20 protein-coding genes and 1 tRNA gene are annotated in these 14971 nt (G+C 63.1%); 11 read left to right on the forward strand and 10 right to left on the reverse strand.

Annotated features, from left to right (window positions below; all coding sequences use genetic code 11):
• The first annotated feature begins 71 nt into the window (after positions 1-71).
• The gene (locus E3T46_RS17265; protein ID WP_134579496.1) at positions 72-1547 is read left to right on the forward strand and encodes a HAMP domain-containing sensor histidine kinase; all 1476 of its coding nucleotides are present in this window, start codon (positions 72-74) and stop codon (positions 1545-1547) included.
• The gene (locus tag E3T46_RS17270) at positions 1544-2200 is read left to right on the forward strand and encodes a response regulator transcription factor (protein WP_134579497.1); all 657 of its coding nucleotides are present in this window, start codon (positions 1544-1546) and stop codon (positions 2198-2200) included. Before E3T46_RS17265 ends, E3T46_RS17270 begins: the two co-directional genes overlap by 4 nt.
• 82 nt (positions 2201-2282) lie before the next feature.
• Here E3T46_RS17270 and E3T46_RS18110 read toward each other — a convergent pair whose 3' ends face one another.
• From E3T46_RS18110 to E3T46_RS17285, 3 genes are all read right to left on the reverse strand, one after another.
• Entirely contained in the window at positions 2283-2780 is a 498-nt protein-coding gene (locus tag E3T46_RS18110; RefSeq protein WP_166790322.1) for a hypothetical protein, read from the reverse strand.
• A 131-nt stretch (positions 2781-2911) separates the two neighbouring features.
• A complete protein-coding gene (locus E3T46_RS17280; RefSeq protein WP_166790323.1) occupies positions 2912-4126 on the reverse strand; it encodes an aminoglycoside phosphotransferase family protein in 1215 nt (404 codons plus the stop codon).
• The gene (locus tag E3T46_RS17285; protein WP_134579499.1) at positions 4113-4523 is read right to left on the reverse strand and encodes a hypothetical protein; all 411 of its coding nucleotides are present in this window, start codon (positions 4521-4523) and stop codon (positions 4113-4115) included. Before E3T46_RS17285 ends, E3T46_RS17280 begins: the two co-directional genes overlap by 14 nt.
• A 196-nt stretch (positions 4524-4719) precedes the next feature.
• Here E3T46_RS17285 and E3T46_RS17290 point away from each other — a divergent pair, with 196 nt between their 5' ends.
• From E3T46_RS17290 to E3T46_RS17320, 7 genes are all read left to right on the forward strand, one after another.
• The gene (locus tag E3T46_RS17290) at positions 4720-5895 is read left to right on the forward strand and encodes a DNA polymerase III subunit delta' (RefSeq protein WP_092449764.1); all 1176 of its coding nucleotides are present in this window, start codon (positions 4720-4722) and stop codon (positions 5893-5895) included.
• 173 nt (positions 5896-6068) lie between these two features.
• Positions 6069-7604, forward strand: a complete 1536-nt coding sequence (locus E3T46_RS17295; protein WP_134579500.1) for an alpha/beta hydrolase — start codon at positions 6069-6071, stop codon at positions 7602-7604.
• Between the two features lie 39 nt (positions 7605-7643).
• On the forward strand, positions 7644-8282 hold the full coding sequence (locus E3T46_RS17300; protein ID WP_134441119.1) for a TetR/AcrR family transcriptional regulator: 639 nt from the start codon (positions 7644-7646) through the stop codon (positions 8280-8282).
• 46 nt (positions 8283-8328) lie between these two features.
• Positions 8329-8404, forward strand: a tRNA-Thr gene (locus E3T46_RS17305).
• A gap of 138 nt (positions 8405-8542) precedes the next feature.
• On the forward strand, positions 8543-8731 hold the full coding sequence (locus E3T46_RS17310; RefSeq protein ID WP_134579501.1) for a hypothetical protein: 189 nt from the start codon (positions 8543-8545) through the stop codon (positions 8729-8731).
• Between the two features lie 156 nt (positions 8732-8887).
• A complete protein-coding gene (locus E3T46_RS17315; RefSeq protein ID WP_134579563.1) occupies positions 8888-9985 on the forward strand; it encodes a type I restriction endonuclease in 1098 nt (365 codons plus the stop codon).
• Positions 9986-10355: 370 nt separating this feature from the next.
• Complete coding sequence (locus tag E3T46_RS17320) at positions 10356-10748, forward strand: hypothetical protein (RefSeq protein ID WP_134579502.1); 393 nt, start codon at positions 10356-10358, stop codon at positions 10746-10748.
• A 96-nt stretch (positions 10749-10844) separates the two neighbouring features.
• On the opposite strand, the gene E3T46_RS17325 is transcribed toward E3T46_RS17320, so the two are convergent.
• The 6 genes from E3T46_RS17325 to E3T46_RS17350 all read right to left on the reverse strand — a co-directional run bounded on the left by E3T46_RS17325 (position 10845) and on the right by E3T46_RS17350 (position 13460).
• A complete protein-coding gene (locus E3T46_RS17325) occupies positions 10845-11285 on the reverse strand; it encodes a hypothetical protein (RefSeq protein WP_134579503.1) in 441 nt (146 codons plus the stop codon).
• On the reverse strand, positions 11282-11611 hold the full coding sequence (locus tag E3T46_RS17330) for a hypothetical protein (RefSeq protein WP_134579504.1): 330 nt from the start codon (positions 11609-11611) through the stop codon (positions 11282-11284). Before E3T46_RS17330 ends, E3T46_RS17325 begins: the two co-directional genes overlap by 4 nt.
• 263 nt (positions 11612-11874) lie before the next feature.
• Entirely contained in the window at positions 11875-12210 is a 336-nt protein-coding gene (locus E3T46_RS17335) for a hypothetical protein (RefSeq protein ID WP_134579505.1), read from the reverse strand.
• 167 nt (positions 12211-12377) lie between these two features.
• A complete protein-coding gene (locus tag E3T46_RS17340; RefSeq protein ID WP_134579506.1) occupies positions 12378-12611 on the reverse strand; it encodes a hypothetical protein in 234 nt (77 codons plus the stop codon).
• Between the two features lie 4 nt (positions 12612-12615).
• Complete coding sequence (locus tag E3T46_RS17345; protein WP_134579507.1) at positions 12616-12927, reverse strand: hypothetical protein; 312 nt, start codon at positions 12925-12927, stop codon at positions 12616-12618.
• A complete protein-coding gene (locus tag E3T46_RS17350) occupies positions 12924-13460 on the reverse strand; it encodes a hypothetical protein (RefSeq protein ID WP_134579508.1) in 537 nt (178 codons plus the stop codon). Before E3T46_RS17350 ends, E3T46_RS17345 begins: the two co-directional genes overlap by 4 nt.
• A gap of 47 nt (positions 13461-13507) precedes the next feature.
• Between E3T46_RS17350 and E3T46_RS18115 the strand changes: the two genes are divergently transcribed.
• Entirely contained in the window at positions 13508-13654 is a 147-nt protein-coding gene (locus tag E3T46_RS18115) for a hypothetical protein (RefSeq protein ID WP_166790324.1), read from the forward strand.
• Between the two features lie 53 nt (positions 13655-13707).
• Positions 13708-14166 carry a hypothetical protein gene (locus tag E3T46_RS17355; protein WP_134579509.1) on the forward strand — a complete coding sequence of 153 codons (459 nt, stop codon included), beginning with the start codon at positions 13708-13710 and terminating at the stop codon, positions 14164-14166.
• Here the strand turns inward: E3T46_RS17355 and E3T46_RS17360 are convergent.
• On the reverse strand, positions 14163-14963 hold the full coding sequence (locus E3T46_RS17360; protein ID WP_134579510.1) for a hypothetical protein: 801 nt from the start codon (positions 14961-14963) through the stop codon (positions 14163-14165). The two genes, E3T46_RS17355 and E3T46_RS17360, sit on opposite strands and share 4 nt — an antisense overlap.
• Positions 14964-14971 lie beyond the last annotated feature (8 nt).

A 14971-nucleotide genomic window follows, 5' to 3' on the forward strand; every position in this document is an offset into this window, starting at 1 on the left:
ACTGGGCCCACGGTCGGCGCCCTGGCCCCGAACGTGGGCGGGGTGGCAACTCTCTAAGGGATACTGAAGCTATGACCTCGACTCCCTCGTCCGCTGTGCGATCCGGCTGGTCGGTGCGGGTGCGCATCCTCACCGCCATTCTGGTCGTCGCCGGCCTCGGCCTGGCCGTCGCGGGCGGCACGGCCTACCTCGTGCAACGCGACCGCGCCCTGCACGACATCGACGCTCGCCTCGCGACGAGCGTCGAGAGCGTGCGCTTCATCGTCACCGGCGTGCCGACCACCAACCTCAATGAGGTCGAGGCATTGCCGGAGGCGTCCGGCGCGAGCTACCTGTCCACCCGGGAGGCATTGCAAGCGGTCATGGCCCGACTCGTTCCGAGCCCCAACGAGAGCACCCTCGGAATCATCGACGGCATCCCGGCGCTGATCCCTGGCACCGAGTTGTCTTTCCACCTGGAGGATGATGCCGGGCTCGTCCTGCGCATTCTCGATGAAGTGGCCGGTGTCAATGTCGTGCGCGGCACTGCCGTCTCCGAACTCGGCAACCTGCGGTATATCGCCGCGCCGGTGACCGTGGAGGGTAGCGGGGAAGCGGGAATTTTCGTCACCGCTTTTGATCTGGACGCTGAGCTCGGTGAGTTGACGAGCGCCTTTCGCATCTATGCGGCCGTCGCGGCTGCGGCGCTCGTGGCGATCGGGCTGGTCGGATGGTTCGTCGCCGGCCGCCTGCTGCGACCGGTGCGCCAGCTGCAGGCCGCCGCGTCGCGGATCACCGCAACCGACCTGCACGAGCGTATCCCGGTGATCGGCCATGACGACATCTCCGAGCTCACCGGAACGGTCAATGACATGCTCGAGCGTCTTGACGAGTCGCTGACCGCGCAGCGACAGCTGCTCGAGGATGTGCGCCACGAGCTCAAGACTCCGATCACCATCGTGCGCGGCCATCTTGAGTTGCTGGATCCGCGCAATCCCGACGATGTCGCATCCGCTCGGGAAATTGCGCTTGACGAACTCGACCGGATGACCGGACTCATCGACGACATCGAGTCGCTCGCCAACGCCCAGCGCGGCAATCTGCAGCGGGTACCAACGGATGCCGGCGACCTCACCGAGCAGTTCTACCTCAAGGTCAGTGCGCTGCCCGGCCATGTCTGGATCCTGGCCGAGCGCGCGCACGTTGTCGTGCCGGTCGATCCGGCCCGGCTCACTCAGGCGTTCCTGCAGCTGGCGAACAATGCCGCCAAACACTCAGCTTCCGGCACGACCATCGAGATAGGCAGCACCGAACACGCGGAAGCGGTGGAATTCTGGATCCGCGACAACGGCCCCGGCATTCCGACGGAGGCCAAGGCCCGCATTTTTGAACGGTTCGGCCGTGTCGATTCCGGGCGTGGTGTCGAAGGTTCCGGCCTCGGGCTGCCGATCGTCGACGCTATCGCGCGGGCGCACGGCGGCTATGTCGACCTGGTGACGTCGCCCGACGGATCCCGGTTCGGCATACTGGTGCCGCGCCGTGCCGTTGATGTGGTGGCCGCGACATGACCAGCATCCTCATCGCGGAGGACGAGGCTCGAATCGCTCTGTTCGTGAGTAAGGGCCTGAGGGCCGCCGGCTATTCCTCGACCGTGGTCGATGACGGGCTCGACGCCGTGAGCTACGCCCAGTCCGGCACCTTCGACCTGCTGCTGCTTGACGTTGGACTGCCGAGCATAGATGGCTTCGAGGTGATGAAACGGATCAGGGCCGAACGGCTGCCGCTGCCGATCATCATGTTGACCGCTCGGTCCACGACCAGCGACATGGTCGCCGGCCTCGACGGTGGTGCCGATGACTATCTCGCCAAACCGTTCAAATTTGATGAGCTGCTGGCGCGCATCCGCTTAAGACTGCGAGATGCCGAGCAGAGCTCGCCGACGGGGCTGGCCTATGGGGAACTCGCCCTCGACCTGCGCACCCGCCGTGCAACGGTGGGGGAGCGCACCGTGGAACTGTCGGCCCGGGAGTTTGCCCTCGCTGAAGAGTTTCTGCGGCACCCCGACCAGGTACTCAGTCGTGAGCAGCTGTTGAGCCGGGTATGGGGTTACGACTTCGATCCAGGTTCCAACGTCGTTGACGTGTACGTGCGATATCTTCGGGCGAAGTTCGGGCCGGAACGCATTGAGACGGTGCGCGGCATGGGATATCGGCTCAAGTAATCCCGCTCGAGGAAGCAGAAAACCCGGGCGCGGGCCCGGGCTTTCTGCCGCTCGTTGTTCGACCTGAGCCGCGACGCTCTGCTTAGTCGACGGATGCGGGGCTCTGGACCGATGCCGGGCTGGCCGGCGAGGCGACCGAGGCGGCAGACACCAGGCTCGCGACGGACGGTGCGGAGACCGGGGTCACGACCGAGACGGCTGAAACCACCGAAACGGCTGAGACCGCCGACGCGACACTTACGGTGCTCGACGTGCTCGAGCTGCTCGAGCTGATCGACGAGTCGTTGCTTGAGTCGTTGCTTGAGTTGTCGGATGAGTTGTCGGATGAGTTGTTGGAGGAATCATCGCTCGAGAAGGACACCGAGTCGTCGAATGTCGAGACACTCGCCGTGCTGAACGGAATCGCCGTGCTCGTCGAGATGGAGCTCACCGGCTGCACACCGATCGAGCTTCCCGAACGGTCCTCAATCTCGAAGGCGTTCGCTGCGGTCACGGCACCGCCAGCGAGAAGTCCGATACCGAGTGCGGATCCGGCGCCCATAGCAATCCAACGCTTCTTGGCTGTCATCTTGGGGTTCATGGTGTCTCCTTGTAGTTGGCGGGTCGAGCCTGTGCTCGTCTGCTGTTACTTCAAGATTCCTGCCCCAGCATGAGAAGCCTCGGAGCCCGGCGTGAGAGGACTCTCATCTTGGCCGAAGGCATCCGCTGGTCTCAGGCTGAGGCGGGGTCGACGACGAGTTCGGTGGCCGCGGCGAGCAATGTCGCGCTGTGTGCGCCCGGGGTCAACACGTGCCCGAGCAGGTGGGTTGCCGCGATGTACCGCGCCCGGTTGAGAAACTGCTCGCCGCGGCGAGGCCACCGGCTGCGGGCGCGGGCAGCCAGGACGCGGCAGCCTTCGGCGGCTTCGGGATTGGAATGGTCGTCGTGGTGCAGGGCGCTCACGACCAGGTGCGCGTAGAGCGCAGCGGCATCGTCGGCCGGGTCGCCGAGCCCGGCCGTGTCGATGTCGAGCACGCCGGAGATGCGTGGGGAGTCGAGAGTGTCGGGGTCCAGAAAGATCTGCCCCAGGTGCAGGTCGCCGTGCACGGTGACGGGCGCGGCGGGAATCGCGGCCGCGCGCATCCGTTCTATGGCAGCGCCGAGGGCGGTGATCCTGGACCATTCGGCCGGCAGCAGAGAACCCGCCCGCTGCACGTACCAGGGCAGGCGCGCTGACAGCGATGCTCGTGCCGGGCCGGAACTTTCGATCAGGCCGATTTCTGTTGTGAGCCGATCGAGCTCGTCGAGGAAAGGTTCGGGCGAGAATTGCGCGACCACCTGGCTCGCTTCGACACCGTGAACGGACTCCAGGGCGATGAATCCGTCGGCGCTCCAGCCGCGGCTGCGCGGTACCGGAACGCCGGCGGCTCCCCAGAACACGTGGCGAGCATGAAGCGGCCCTGCGGCGGCCGGGCGAACGACTTTGAAATACACCGTGAACTCGGGAGCGACCATACGCACGACAGCGCGTTTTCCTGGCCGATAAGCCGCGATGGTGACGACGAGGCTGCTCGCGTGCAGGCCGAGCCGGGCGAGCAGGACCTGGGCGGCGTCCGGGTAGACCGCCGCGGCCAGGGCCGGTAGCTCGGGATCGTTCGGGTACAGCCAGGCGGCCACGGTTTCGCCGGTTTGCTCGTCACGGAAGGCGAGCACGCCGGGCCGGTCACGTTTGGTCGGATTCGATTCGAGGTAGACGGTGTGGGACTCGGTCGTCTGGGTGCCGGGATCCAGCTCGATCGTGTACCCGGCAGTGAAGCCGCGAGCGGTCGTTTCGATGCTGAACCGGTGCAGCCCTACCAGGGTCATTCCGAGCGACTCTGCGACGGCCTCGAGAATCTCCGGCGCCTGTTCCAGCGGCCGCGACCCGCCGGGTTCAGTCGTCGTCAACGTCAACGTCAACGTCGTCAACGTCGTCAACTTCGTCAACGTCGTCAACGTCGTTGTCTGCGTTGTCTACGTTGTCTACGTTGTCTACGACGTCAATTTCGTCAACGTCGTCGTCGTCGATGTTCTGTGATCCGGCCGGGGGAACAGCGACGGGCGGGGCGACCGGAACATCAGCGGTGGCGGTCGAAGTGGGCGTGGGCGTCGGTGCGATTTTGGGCGTGGTATCCGCATCTGTCGTGCTCGAGTCAGAGTCGGTGCTCACGGGATCGATTCGCTGAACCAGCCCGGGCTCGTCGGTGATAGTGAGAGCGGACGTCATCGCGACGGCACCCGCCGATCCGGCGCCGAGGGCGGCCACAATCGCGGCACCGAACGCCACCTTCCAGAAAGTCTGCATTGTTCCAGTCTGGGGCCTCGACGAAGGTTCTCACGCAGAGCAGCATGAGAGGGTTCTCATCTTGAGTCGGTCGTGACCTCGTGACCTCGTGACCTCGTGGCTTCCGCAACCGGGCCCATGATCTACCAGTCGCCCACCTTCCGGGCCCGGGCCCGAGCACGCGGGCGGTGTCGGTGGGGCGGGTTACCCTTGACTCATGGCAGTGTGGGACAACCTAACGGGACAGGCCGACGCAATCGCCATCTTCCGGGCGGCGGCGCAGCGGGTGCCCTCCGCCAGTGACAGCAGCAGCTCCGCCGAGTCCAACTCGATGACGCACGCCTGGCTCATCACCGGGCCACCCGGGTCCGGCCGCTCGAACCTCGCATTCGCCTTCGCCGCAGCCCTGCTCAGCCCGGGCACCCCCGCCGAAGACCTCGCCGCGGCGCGCCAGGTCGAGGCCCGCACCCATCCAGACCTCAGCGTGCTCGCCACCGAGGGCGTCATCATTAAAATGGAATCCGTCAAGGAAGCCGTCGCCCGCTCGCAGTACTCGCCCTCGGTCGGCCGCTACCGCGTCGTCGTGGTCGAAGACGCTGACCGCATGGTCGAGCGCACCTCCAACGTGCTGCTGAAAGCCCTCGAAGAGCCGCCCGAACGCACCGTGTGGATTCTGTGCGCGCCCAGCGAGGCCGACCTGCTCCCCACCATCCGCTCACGCGTACGCACCGTGCGCCTGCGCATGCCAAGCGTCGCCGACGTGGCCGACCTGCTGGTGCGCCGCAACGGTGTCGACCCGGTCATCGCCGAACTCAGCGCCCGCCTCGCCCAGAGCCACATCGGCATGGCCAAGCGGCTCGCCACCAATGCCGACGCCCGGGCCAGACGCGAGGAAACCCTGCGCACGGCCCTCGGCATCCGTTCGGTGTCGTCGGCCGTCAACGCTGCCGCACGGCTGCTTGCCATCGCCGGCGACGACGCCAAGGCCATCACCCTCGAGCTGGATGCCGCCGAGCGCGACGGCATGCTGCGCTCGCTCGGGGTCGAGGCCGGCCAGTCGGTGCCGCCGGGGCTGCGCAGCCAGATCAAGGCCCTCGAAGACGACCAGAAGCGTCGGGCCGTTCGCAGCCTGCGCGACGGCATCGACCGCATCCTGGTCGACCTCGCCTCCCTCTACCGTGACGTGATGATGGTGCAGCTGGGCCGGGACCAAGCGGTGATCAATCTCGAGCTGCTGGCCGAACTGCGCACCGCGAGTGCGGCCAGCGCTCCGGCGGCCACCGTCGCCACCATGGACGCAATCGCCGTGGCCCGCCAGCGTATCCAGGGCAACGTCGCGCCCGCGCTCGCGCTCGAGGCGATGCTGGTGTCGGCGATCCGTCGTCCCCAGTGATATCGAAATCAGTGACATCGAAACCAGTGACGTCGAAACCAGTAACACAGCGACGTCGAAACCAGTAACACAGCGACGTCGAAACCAGTAACACAGCGACGTCGACAACAGCGACTCCCAGCCGCTTTCGGTAGCGTGAGCCGTAGCATCCGCTTCAGGAAAGAGGAAATCCGTTGAACCGCAGTATCCGCGCACTGAGCGCCACGGCCGCCGCACTGGCGCTCACGCTTATTTTGAGCGGATGCTCCGCCTGGTTTGCGACGGATGACGGCCCGGCCGAGTCCACGCCTACCGGCGAACAGGTTGACAGCGACCTCGCCCCGTTCTACAGCCAGGTGCTGCAGTGGGACGGCTGCGGCGACGGCCTGCAGTGTGCAGAGGCGTCCGCCCCGCTCTCCTATGGCGATCCGGCCGCCGGGGAGATCTCGCTCGCCCTCGTGCGCCACGTGGCCACCGGGAACGATCGCATCGGTTCCCTGCTGGTCAACCCCGGCGGACCCGGCGGTTCCGGCTACGATTTTGTCGCGGATTCCCTCGACTACGCCACCGACAAAAAACTGCAGGCGAGCTTCGATATCGTCGGATTCGACCCGCGCGGGGTGGGCCGTTCTTCGGCGGTGTCCTGCTACGACTCCGCCGAGATGGACGAGTACCTGTATGGGCTGACCGAGGCGAAACGCGGCACGGATGCCTGGATCGCGGAGCTTGCAGCGTCGTCCGACGCCTTCGCAGCGGCCTGCGCCGACGAGACCGGGCCGCTGCTCGGCACCGTCGACACCCAGAGCGCCGCCCGTGACCTCGATCTGCTGCGCGCCGCCCTCGGCGACACAGAGCTCAATTTTCTCGGCTACTCCTACGGCACCTTTCTCGGCGCCACCTATGCCGAGCTCTTTCCCGAGAAGGTCGGGCGCTTCGTGCTCGACGGGGCCGTCGACCCGTCGACGAGCAACTTCGAGGTCACCAAGACGCAGGCGGTGGGCTTTGAAAATGCGCTGCGCGCCTACCTCGCCGACTGTGTGACGGGGGAGGACTGCCCGTTCCGGGGCAGTGTTGACAACGCTCTGACGACAATCGGGGCGCTCATGGCGTCGGTTGACGCGAGCCCGATCACGGCAACGGATGGCCGTCAGCTCGGCGCGAACGCGCTGCTCACGGCGATCATCTATCCGCTTTATCAGGCCACGGCGTGGCCGCAGCTCAGCGTCATGTTCGACACCGTCATGCACGGCAGCGCCGACGGCGCCTTTCAGTTCGCCGACGCCTACAACGGCCGGGATGCCGACGGTAACTATTCCGACAACTCGACCGAGTCATTCATGGCCATCAACTGCATCGACTACGCCTACAACGCCGACCCGGCGTCGATGCGCGCCCAGGCCGCCGAACTCGCCGAAGCTGCCCCGGTGATCGGCCCGTACATGAGCTTCGGCGACATCGGGTGCGCCAACTGGCCATACACGTTCACCGGCGAACGCGACGAGATCCACGCGGCGGGCGCGGCACCGATTCTGGTCGTCGGCACCACCAACGACCCGGCGACCCCTTACGTTTGGGCGCAGCAGCTGGCCGAGCAGCTCGACAGCGGCACCCTGGTGACCTACACCGGTGAAGGTCACACCGCCTACAACAAGTCGAATTCCTGCGTGAATGATGCGGTCGACTCCTATCTCATCGACGGAATCGTGCCGGCCGCCGACCCGCAGTGCTAACCACTCAAGGGCGTTCGAGCGCTGTGGAACAATTGGGGCATGTCGATCGAAACGGAACAGCCGGGCCTGCGTGAGCGCAAGCGCCTCGCCACCCGGCGAGCCATCCAACACGCCGTGCTGACCCTGTCCCGCGAGCGCGGCATTGAGCACGTCACGGTCGAGGAGATCAGCCGCCTCGCCAATATCTCGCCGCGCACCTTTTTCAACTATTTCCCTTCGAAAGACGCCGCCCTAATTGGGGACGCGCCCGGAATGGCATCCGCTGAAGATATAGAAATCTTTGTCGCGGCTGGCCCGAGCAGCGACGTGCTCGCCGATCTGGCCCTGCTGCTCGCCAAGAGTCTGCAGCGCACCGAGGCCGACCGGGAGATTCACCAGCTGCGCCGCACGATTATGAAGGAGAACGCCTACCTGTTCGGTATGCGCATGGCGACCCTGCGCGACTTCGAGGACCAGCTGCAGCAGATTATCGAGCGCCGTTTCAGAGCGGATGCCCCGGAGCGAGCCGAGGACCCGGCCGAGCGGAATCAGCGGGCCCTGTTGTTCACGCTCGTAGCCGTCGCGGCGATCCGTCATGCCTGGCGGGTCTGGGCGGAGGGCGACGATGTGGCCCCGCTTTCGGAGTGCGTGAACGCCTCATTCGCCGAGGTGTACAGAATCACTCGTAGAAACGACTAGGCTTGGCTGCTGTGTCACCGACTGCCTTTCGAGGTGATCTGGTAACGCCGCCTTAGCTCAGTTGGTAGAGCATCTCACTCGTAATGAGAAGGTCGTCAGTTCGATTCTGACAGGCGGCTCCACATGAACAGAGGGATCGGAGCCTACGGGCCTCGGTCCCATTCTTGTCAGTGCACCCTATCTGGCACCCTATGGAATTTTTCGCTCGTTTCTGAGTGTTCGCCACGCCGCGATAGGCTCGCGGTAACACAGTGGGAACGATGTTTGAATATTGGTTTATCTCACTGCCGACGCAGGCAGGCAAACGGCTCAAAGGTGAGTCGGTTGAGGATCATGCGAATCGAGAGCTAAACGAACTGGCTGATCGCGGCTGGAAAGCGCTGAGTGCGACTCGCCCAAATGTGATCGGCCCCATCGGGTTCCTGCTGCGCAAGGCAAAGAATTCATGAGCGGCGTGCCACCACCCTGCTCGACGCGCAACGACGCATCCGCGCACCATCTTGGCGGGCGAACCGGAACCGTGGGCGTGCAACCGTCGCGCGCGTCCTCGCCTGTCGGTTGTGGCAGGTATTGTCATCAATAACTACATAATCTTGGGGTGGGACATGGAATTTTCAGAATTGCTTTCAGCATTGGCGCTGAAGGTGCGTAACCAGAAAGACGCAATCGAAACCGAGGAGGCCACGAAAAACGCCTTCATCATGCCGTTCATCTCGACGATCCTTGGGTACGACGTATTTGACCCGCTGGAGGTCGTGCCTGAATTCACCGCAGATGTTGGCGTCAAGCGTGGCGAGAAAGTCGATTACGCGATCATGCGTGAGGGCGAAGTTCAGATTCTCATCGAATGCAAGAAGTCGACCGAGCCGCTCAAGATTGAGCACGCCTCGCAGCTCTTTCGTTATTTCGCGGTCACTAACGCACGGATTGCAGTTCTCACCAACGGTCAGGTGTACCAGTTCTACACCGACCTGGATTCGCCAAACCGAATGGATGACAAGCCGTTCCTTTTGCTTGACCTGCTAAACATTGATGACAGCCTGCTTCCGGAGCTTCGCAAGCTCACCAAGGGCGTCTTTGACCTGGACTCCATCATCAGTTCAGCCGAAGAGCTGAAGTACATTGGCCAGATCAAGCGAACGATTGCCGCGCAGTTCACCGACCCGCACGATGAGTGGATCCGTTTCTTCACCACTCGCGTATACGACGGCGCTTTCACGCAGAAGGTACGGGAGCAATTCACATCGCTAGTTGCCAAGGCCACGAAGCAGTTTCTGAACGATCAGGTTAATTCGCGACTCAAGACAGCACTGGGTGGGTCCAACTTTTCGCCCGCCGTGTCGGACGAATCCGCCGACGCGCTCGATAGCCTGCCGGTGGCCCAGGCAGACCTGAATCGTGACACCGAGCTGGAGACCACCCTCGAAGAACTCGAGGGCTATCAGATTGTGAAAGCCATTGCCTGTAGTGAGGTCAAACCTCACCATGTCACCCATCGGGACGCGAAGTCCTATTTCGCCATCTTGCTGGACGACAACAACCGCAAACCTATTGCGCGCCTTCATTTCAATAGCAAGAAGCAGAAGTACATCGGTCTCTTTGATGCCAACAAGAATGAAACTCGTCATCCAATCGAGACGCTGGACGATATCTACCTGCACGCGCTTGAAATCCGAACGGCCGTAAAAACACTTCTGGCCTAGGACGACGGTCGGCACGAATCGGTTCGTGCCGACCAGATCGCGGGAACCTGCATGGCCCCTGATACTCCTGGATGTAGCGGGACAGAGGCGCTGCGTGCCCGGTGACAACATCTGAGGTCGGGCATGGAGGAAGCACTGAGCGGATGGCGGGAATCGAACCCGCGCTATCAGCTTGGGAAGTTGAAGTTCCAAGGTGACGCATAGTTATGGGTAGTATTCAGCGAATTTCCAGGGAAGACTATCCGTAACTACATACAGATATTCACTGAAAGCAGCCAATAAGTAGCCAATTTCTGCCCTGCATTGCGCTGGCCAAAGGCGACGGATGTCCGACACGCCGCGCTAGGCTCGTGGCAACACAGGGGGAACCATGAAGCTGCGCACCATTGCCATCGCTGCAACCGTTCTACTACTGGCCGGGTGCTCAGCCGCCGGGGCCGGAAAGACGGGCGCAGCCGATAGCCCGCCAGCTGACGCGTGTGTGTTCCTCGCCAGAGGTGCGTACTCTGATGGCGTCGACTTCTTCCTTGAGTACGCGGCAGAGCCTGCGTCCGCCGAAGTTGCTGACCTCACGAGCATTGTTGATCGCTTCTCACGGGCGTCAGAAGTAAGTGACGGAAACCTTGCACGGGCCCTCGCGAGTGTGAATGTTCAGTTCGGTGCAATCGAGGAGCGGCTCAGCGGTGGTGATCCACTCGCGCCCGTTGACTACCAGGCCCTCAAGGATGGGCTTGATGAAATCGGTGCTGAGTGTTCCGATTAGGAATGTAGGTCCCCGATACGACGAAAAGCCCCGCCACCTCGTGAGAGGGGCGGGGCTTCAATTCGAGGCGGGCAACCGTGGCCGATGGAGTCGGATCTATTTCGGGTCTTCGATAGGGTCCCCGACGAGAGGATGGAGCGGGCCGCGCTCTTGCGCGGCGTCACGCAAGTGTCGCCCCTTTTTCTCACATGCGCCGCGGCTATGCATGGTGAAATCGACAGAGGCATGGCCGTCAGGCTGATCGTCGTCCATCGAATCGTCGTACGCGTGCAGCGACCGCTTGTCGACATCCTCAATACTCAGAGCCCAGGTCCCAACGGACTCGTGCTCGACGACCCAATCGTCATACGCCTGGGCCGCACCGATCCGCTCTCTCCTAGTCGAGAGGAGCCCCGCGTCCAGTGCGGACGGGCGGAACGCGACCGAGGAGAGAGCGCCGTCGGCCAAGAGCTGATCGGGGTGCACTTGCCTGAGGAGAAGCTCTGATTGATTGACTAACGGTTCGAGTCTTTGGCTGATACCTGCATCAGCTGTCATGCCAGAACTCCAGTGACTATGAATGCTTCAAGCGAGGCCGCATCGAGACCCGTGGTCTTCTCGTCGAACTCATCTGTCTGGGTGTTATCGACATACAGGTACATCTGATTATCGGGGCGCAGCTCTGCGGTGTACTCGCACGCCGACGTTTTCCACTGAAGCGCGAGAGCACCATCGCCTACAGGAATAAGAGAGATGACATGACTGCTCGAAGCGACTGCATCCGCATGACGCTCGATCCAATCCAAGAGGTCGGCGTCTGGCGCGACGCTGCCGGCGCCGAGCCAACCGTCTTCCAAGGTACGGATCTTGGAGAGTCGCTGCATGACTGCCTCCCGACCGGTTGTGCTGTGCATCATATCGCCACCCGAAGTCACAGTAGATGCCGGAGCAACCGCGACAGCGGGCGTCCAAGCAAGTGTGATCAGAGTAGCGCGAGGTGTGAACTTCTCATAGCTCGCATCCGCAGCCCACGGTCGGCCAACCATCTGGGTAACGAATGTTGTCTGCGCGCTAGCTGCAGGAACTCCTGAGATGAGTAGCGCCGCAGACGCAGCAGCAACGCCAACAGAGAATGCAACACTATGACTCATCGAGTGCTGGGATCAGTTGCTTCCAGGTAGCGCCCCAGCGTCGCGTGGAAACTCTTCAGCCGCTCCCGCGAAACGAAGAATCGTGAAACGGGCACGACCGGAAGAATCGTGTTCGCGAAGGCGTCGGGTCCGGGATCAGGCTGCGGCTCCATGGATATCGGCGGATTGAGGTGCCCAAATGTGAGGTAGGTGCCATCCGGGGTCATGCCATTCTCAACAGGAGGCCCCTCCTGAATGAGCATCTGATTTACTACCGCAGGGACACTCAACGGATCCAGCACCCACTGGGCCTGAATTTGGAACTGTACTTGCGGTGGCATTGTCTCACTCATTGTTTGAGTATGTCAGACCGTTCCTCGTCAGAAATGACCAGACGGTCACAACTGCTACCCCCGAATAGGGTGTCTACTCGGATCGCACGGGCCTGACGTGGCTGACATGCCGACCCATTGCGATAGCCGCGACTGTCTAACGAGACCTGGGTGGGGGTGGCCTAGAGTCACGCTTCCTTCGTGGTTGGCGTCTCGGTTTCTGTGGCCGGTTCCTCCTCGACAGGTTCGGGGATGATCGCGGCGTCGAGTGTCGCCTGGTCGCCGCCGGCGGTGAGGAATTGGGCGGAGAGTTGGGCGACTTGCTGCGGGATGACGATCAGACTGAACTGCCTGTTTTGCTCAGCGTTGACGTCGAGTCGGTGCTGCTCGAATTCGGAGTCGGTGAGGGTGGTGAGGTCCATGCTGCTACTCGGCGTGCTTCGCAGTGGCGTAGACCGGTGTCTTGGAGCTGCCGAGCATGAGTGTTTCAATCTTGGGCCAGCGCTTGCCGAGCCACCGTGCGAGGGCATAGTAGGCAAGGATCACGAGTGCTGTCACGAGCGAGTACAGCAGGGTGCGCCATTCGGGATCGACGGCGGCGAGGAAGTCGAAGACGGCGGGGATGCGGCTGGCGAGCCAGGTGAGGAGCGCACCGATGAGTGCGGGCACGCCGGTGCGGACGTAGGCGAGTGCGCGGGTGCGGATGGTGTCGCCGATGGCGAGTTCAGTGGTGGTCATGGTTTCTCCTTGGGGTGGGTGTCTTCGAGTTCTTGACGGATCTGGTCTTCGTCGTCGGTGGCGCGGATGCCGGCGGCGTCGAGGCGCTTGAAAATGGCGAGCATGCCGCGCTCAAGGCGGTCGACGGCGAGTTCAGTTCGTTCGCCCGAGTCCTTGATGCTTGAGCCGTCGTTGTTGTGCGTCTCGTGGAATATGCCCGCGATCTTGTCGGTCTGCGCCGCCATCGTCTTCGTCTGGTCGGCGAGGGTCGCATCTGTCCGGGCAATGAAAGCGGTGAGGCCGCGAATGCTGGCGAGGGTCGCGGCGAATGCGACAATGCCCTTCGCGCCGGCAACGACCGCGGCCCACCATTGACGGCCCCATTTGAGGCCAGCGGCAATGGCGAGGGCGTAGATCAGCAGCTCGAGCAGCGTGACCGAGCTTGCCCAGTCGATGAACCAGTCGGGGAAAAGCTCGGGCATCAGCTGGTCGGATGCTGGCATGAGTCGCTGGTCGGACCGCACGTGCAGGTGTTCGATGGATCGTGGCGACACGCCATGGGTGCCCCTTTCGGTGTTGTTGTGTGTGGGAGGATCAGGGCGTGGCGAATCAACCGAAGACACCGATCACGGGTGTGCGCATTCCCCTGGATCTGAAGGTGGCAGCTCAGGCGAAAGCAGCATCGAATGGCGAGACGCTTTCGGATGTGGTGCGTCGGGGTTTAGCCGAGTACGTGGCGGAACCATAACGAGGGTGTGCATACACCTTGCGCGGGTGTTCATACACCCGTAGGTTGGAGCCATGAAGATCACATGCGCTCTTGCCATTGCCGCCATAGTCACAGCAGCCCTCAGCGGATGCGCGGGTGCCGAGATGGAGCCGGTGAGCATTCGGGAAGTGCTAGCAACGACCGCGCCGATGTCTGAACCGACCGCGGAGCCCGTGGCGCCGATTGAGGCCCCTCAATCGATCGAGGTGCCCGTCGAAACTGTCACCCCGGTCAAGCCCACAACGCCCGCAGTCAAGGCTCCACCAGCACCGGCAGGCACGGCACCGGCTGCTCCAGCAGCTCCCGTACCCGCCCCCGTCGCGCCTATTCCGGTAGCTCCGATCGTGGAACCCGTTGTTGAGCCTGCCCCGGTCGAGACTGTTGATCCGTTCGCTGCATGGTTGGCGAGCCCGACTTTCACGTGTGAAGAGGGATTCGCGCCCGGCTGGTTGAACGATGCAGGCATCCCGACGGGGTGCGTCGCGAACTAGCTAGCGAGGCGTGCGGCCGCGTCGTCGTTTACTGCCTTGGCAATTGCGGCTTCGTCGATGGTGACGTTCACGTCGCCGATCTGGGAACGCACTGCCTCCGCGACAACCTTGGCGATCGCTCCGGCGTCGATGGTCGGTGCGGCTGCCTGTGTGTTGTTGTTGAGCGAGAGGCCGCGCAGTACGTTGTTCATCATGTCGGTTTCGAGCTTGTTGAACGTTTGCGGCGCGTCTGCCGTGCTGTTCAGCAGCCGCTTGAAGAGGTCGTAATACTGCATCGAGGGCAGGCCGAACCAGCCCTGATCGGTGACGAGGTATCCGGTTCCGTTGGTGTCCCAGGCGAGGTACATGCTCTTCTTCTTTCGGGTAGGTATTGGGGCTGAATGGGTCGCAGCCGGCGCGGCCGATGCTGCCAAGGTTTGCGTGCCGTGCCGGAGCGACCATCCGCGGTATCGCATAGACGGCTTACGCTTGGAGTATTCGGCCAGGGTTGCGGTTCCGAGCGCGGTTCCCCATAGTGAGGTTGCACCGTCGCTTGCCATGAGCATCAGCCCGCCGCCGAGTTCAAAGGCGACATGCCCCGGCCCGTTGCCCCAGTAGTGGATGGCGCCGCGTGGTGCCGAGAGTGGACTGGGGTTTAGCCAGCCAGCCGCGTTGCCTGCGAGTGTCGCCGTGGAAAAGCTCTGGGAGAACCCGCCCGCCCGGTAAACGAACGACTCGCACCAGTTGTGCCACGTGCCACCGCCGCGTGTCGGGTGCGCCCGCGCGTAGGCGATTACTTGCTCGATGGTATTGGTCATGAATGGCC

Source organism: Cryobacterium sp. Hh11, from assembly GCF_004404045.1.
In the GTDB taxonomy this organism is placed as follows: Bacteria; Actinomycetota; Actinomycetes; order Actinomycetales; family Microbacteriaceae; genus Cryobacterium; species Cryobacterium levicorallinum.

What these genes read in the sequence shown, in the direction of transcription:
- E3T46_RS17265 (WP_134579496.1), top strand. Translation starts at nt 72, where the DNA reads ATGACCTCGACTCCCTCGTCCGCTGTGCGATCCGGCTGGTCGGTGCGG.
- E3T46_RS17270 (WP_134579497.1), top strand. Translation starts at nt 1,544, where the DNA reads ATGACCAGCATCCTCATCGCGGAGGACGAGGCTCGAATCGCTCTGTTC.
- E3T46_RS18110 (WP_166790322.1), bottom strand. Translation starts at nt 2,780, where the DNA reads ATGAACCCCAAGATGACAGCCAAGAAGCGTTGGATTGCTATGGGCGCC.
- E3T46_RS17285 (WP_134579499.1), bottom strand. Translation starts at nt 4,523, where the DNA reads ATGCAGACTTTCTGGAAGGTGGCGTTCGGTGCCGCGATTGTGGCCGCC.
- E3T46_RS17290 (WP_092449764.1), top strand. Translation starts at nt 4,720, where the DNA reads ATGGCAGTGTGGGACAACCTAACGGGACAGGCCGACGCAATCGCCATC.
- E3T46_RS17300 (WP_134441119.1), top strand. Translation starts at nt 7,644, where the DNA reads ATGTCGATCGAAACGGAACAGCCGGGCCTGCGTGAGCGCAAGCGCCTC.
- E3T46_RS17310 (WP_134579501.1), top strand. Translation starts at nt 8,543, where the DNA reads ATGTTTGAATATTGGTTTATCTCACTGCCGACGCAGGCAGGCAAACGG.
- E3T46_RS17315 (WP_134579563.1), top strand. Translation starts at nt 8,888, where the DNA reads ATGGAATTTTCAGAATTGCTTTCAGCATTGGCGCTGAAGGTGCGTAAC.
- E3T46_RS17320 (WP_134579502.1), top strand. Translation starts at nt 10,356, where the DNA reads ATGAAGCTGCGCACCATTGCCATCGCTGCAACCGTTCTACTACTGGCC.
- E3T46_RS17325 (WP_134579503.1), bottom strand. Translation starts at nt 11,285, where the DNA reads ATGACAGCTGATGCAGGTATCAGCCAAAGACTCGAACCGTTAGTCAAT.
- E3T46_RS17330 (WP_134579504.1), bottom strand. Translation starts at nt 11,611, where the DNA reads ATGCAGCGACTCTCCAAGATCCGTACCTTGGAAGACGGTTGGCTCGGC.
- E3T46_RS17335 (WP_134579505.1), bottom strand. Translation starts at nt 12,210, where the DNA reads ATGAGTGAGACAATGCCACCGCAAGTACAGTTCCAAATTCAGGCCCAG.
- E3T46_RS17340 (WP_134579506.1), bottom strand. Translation starts at nt 12,611, where the DNA reads ATGGACCTCACCACCCTCACCGACTCCGAATTCGAGCAGCACCGACTC.
- E3T46_RS17345 (WP_134579507.1), bottom strand. Translation starts at nt 12,927, where the DNA reads ATGACCACCACTGAACTCGCCATCGGCGACACCATCCGCACCCGCGCA.
- E3T46_RS17355 (WP_134579509.1), top strand. Translation starts at nt 13,708, where the DNA reads ATGAAGATCACATGCGCTCTTGCCATTGCCGCCATAGTCACAGCAGCC.
- E3T46_RS17360 (WP_134579510.1), bottom strand. Translation starts at nt 14,963, where the DNA reads ATGACCAATACCATCGAGCAAGTAATCGCCTACGCGCGGGCGCACCCG.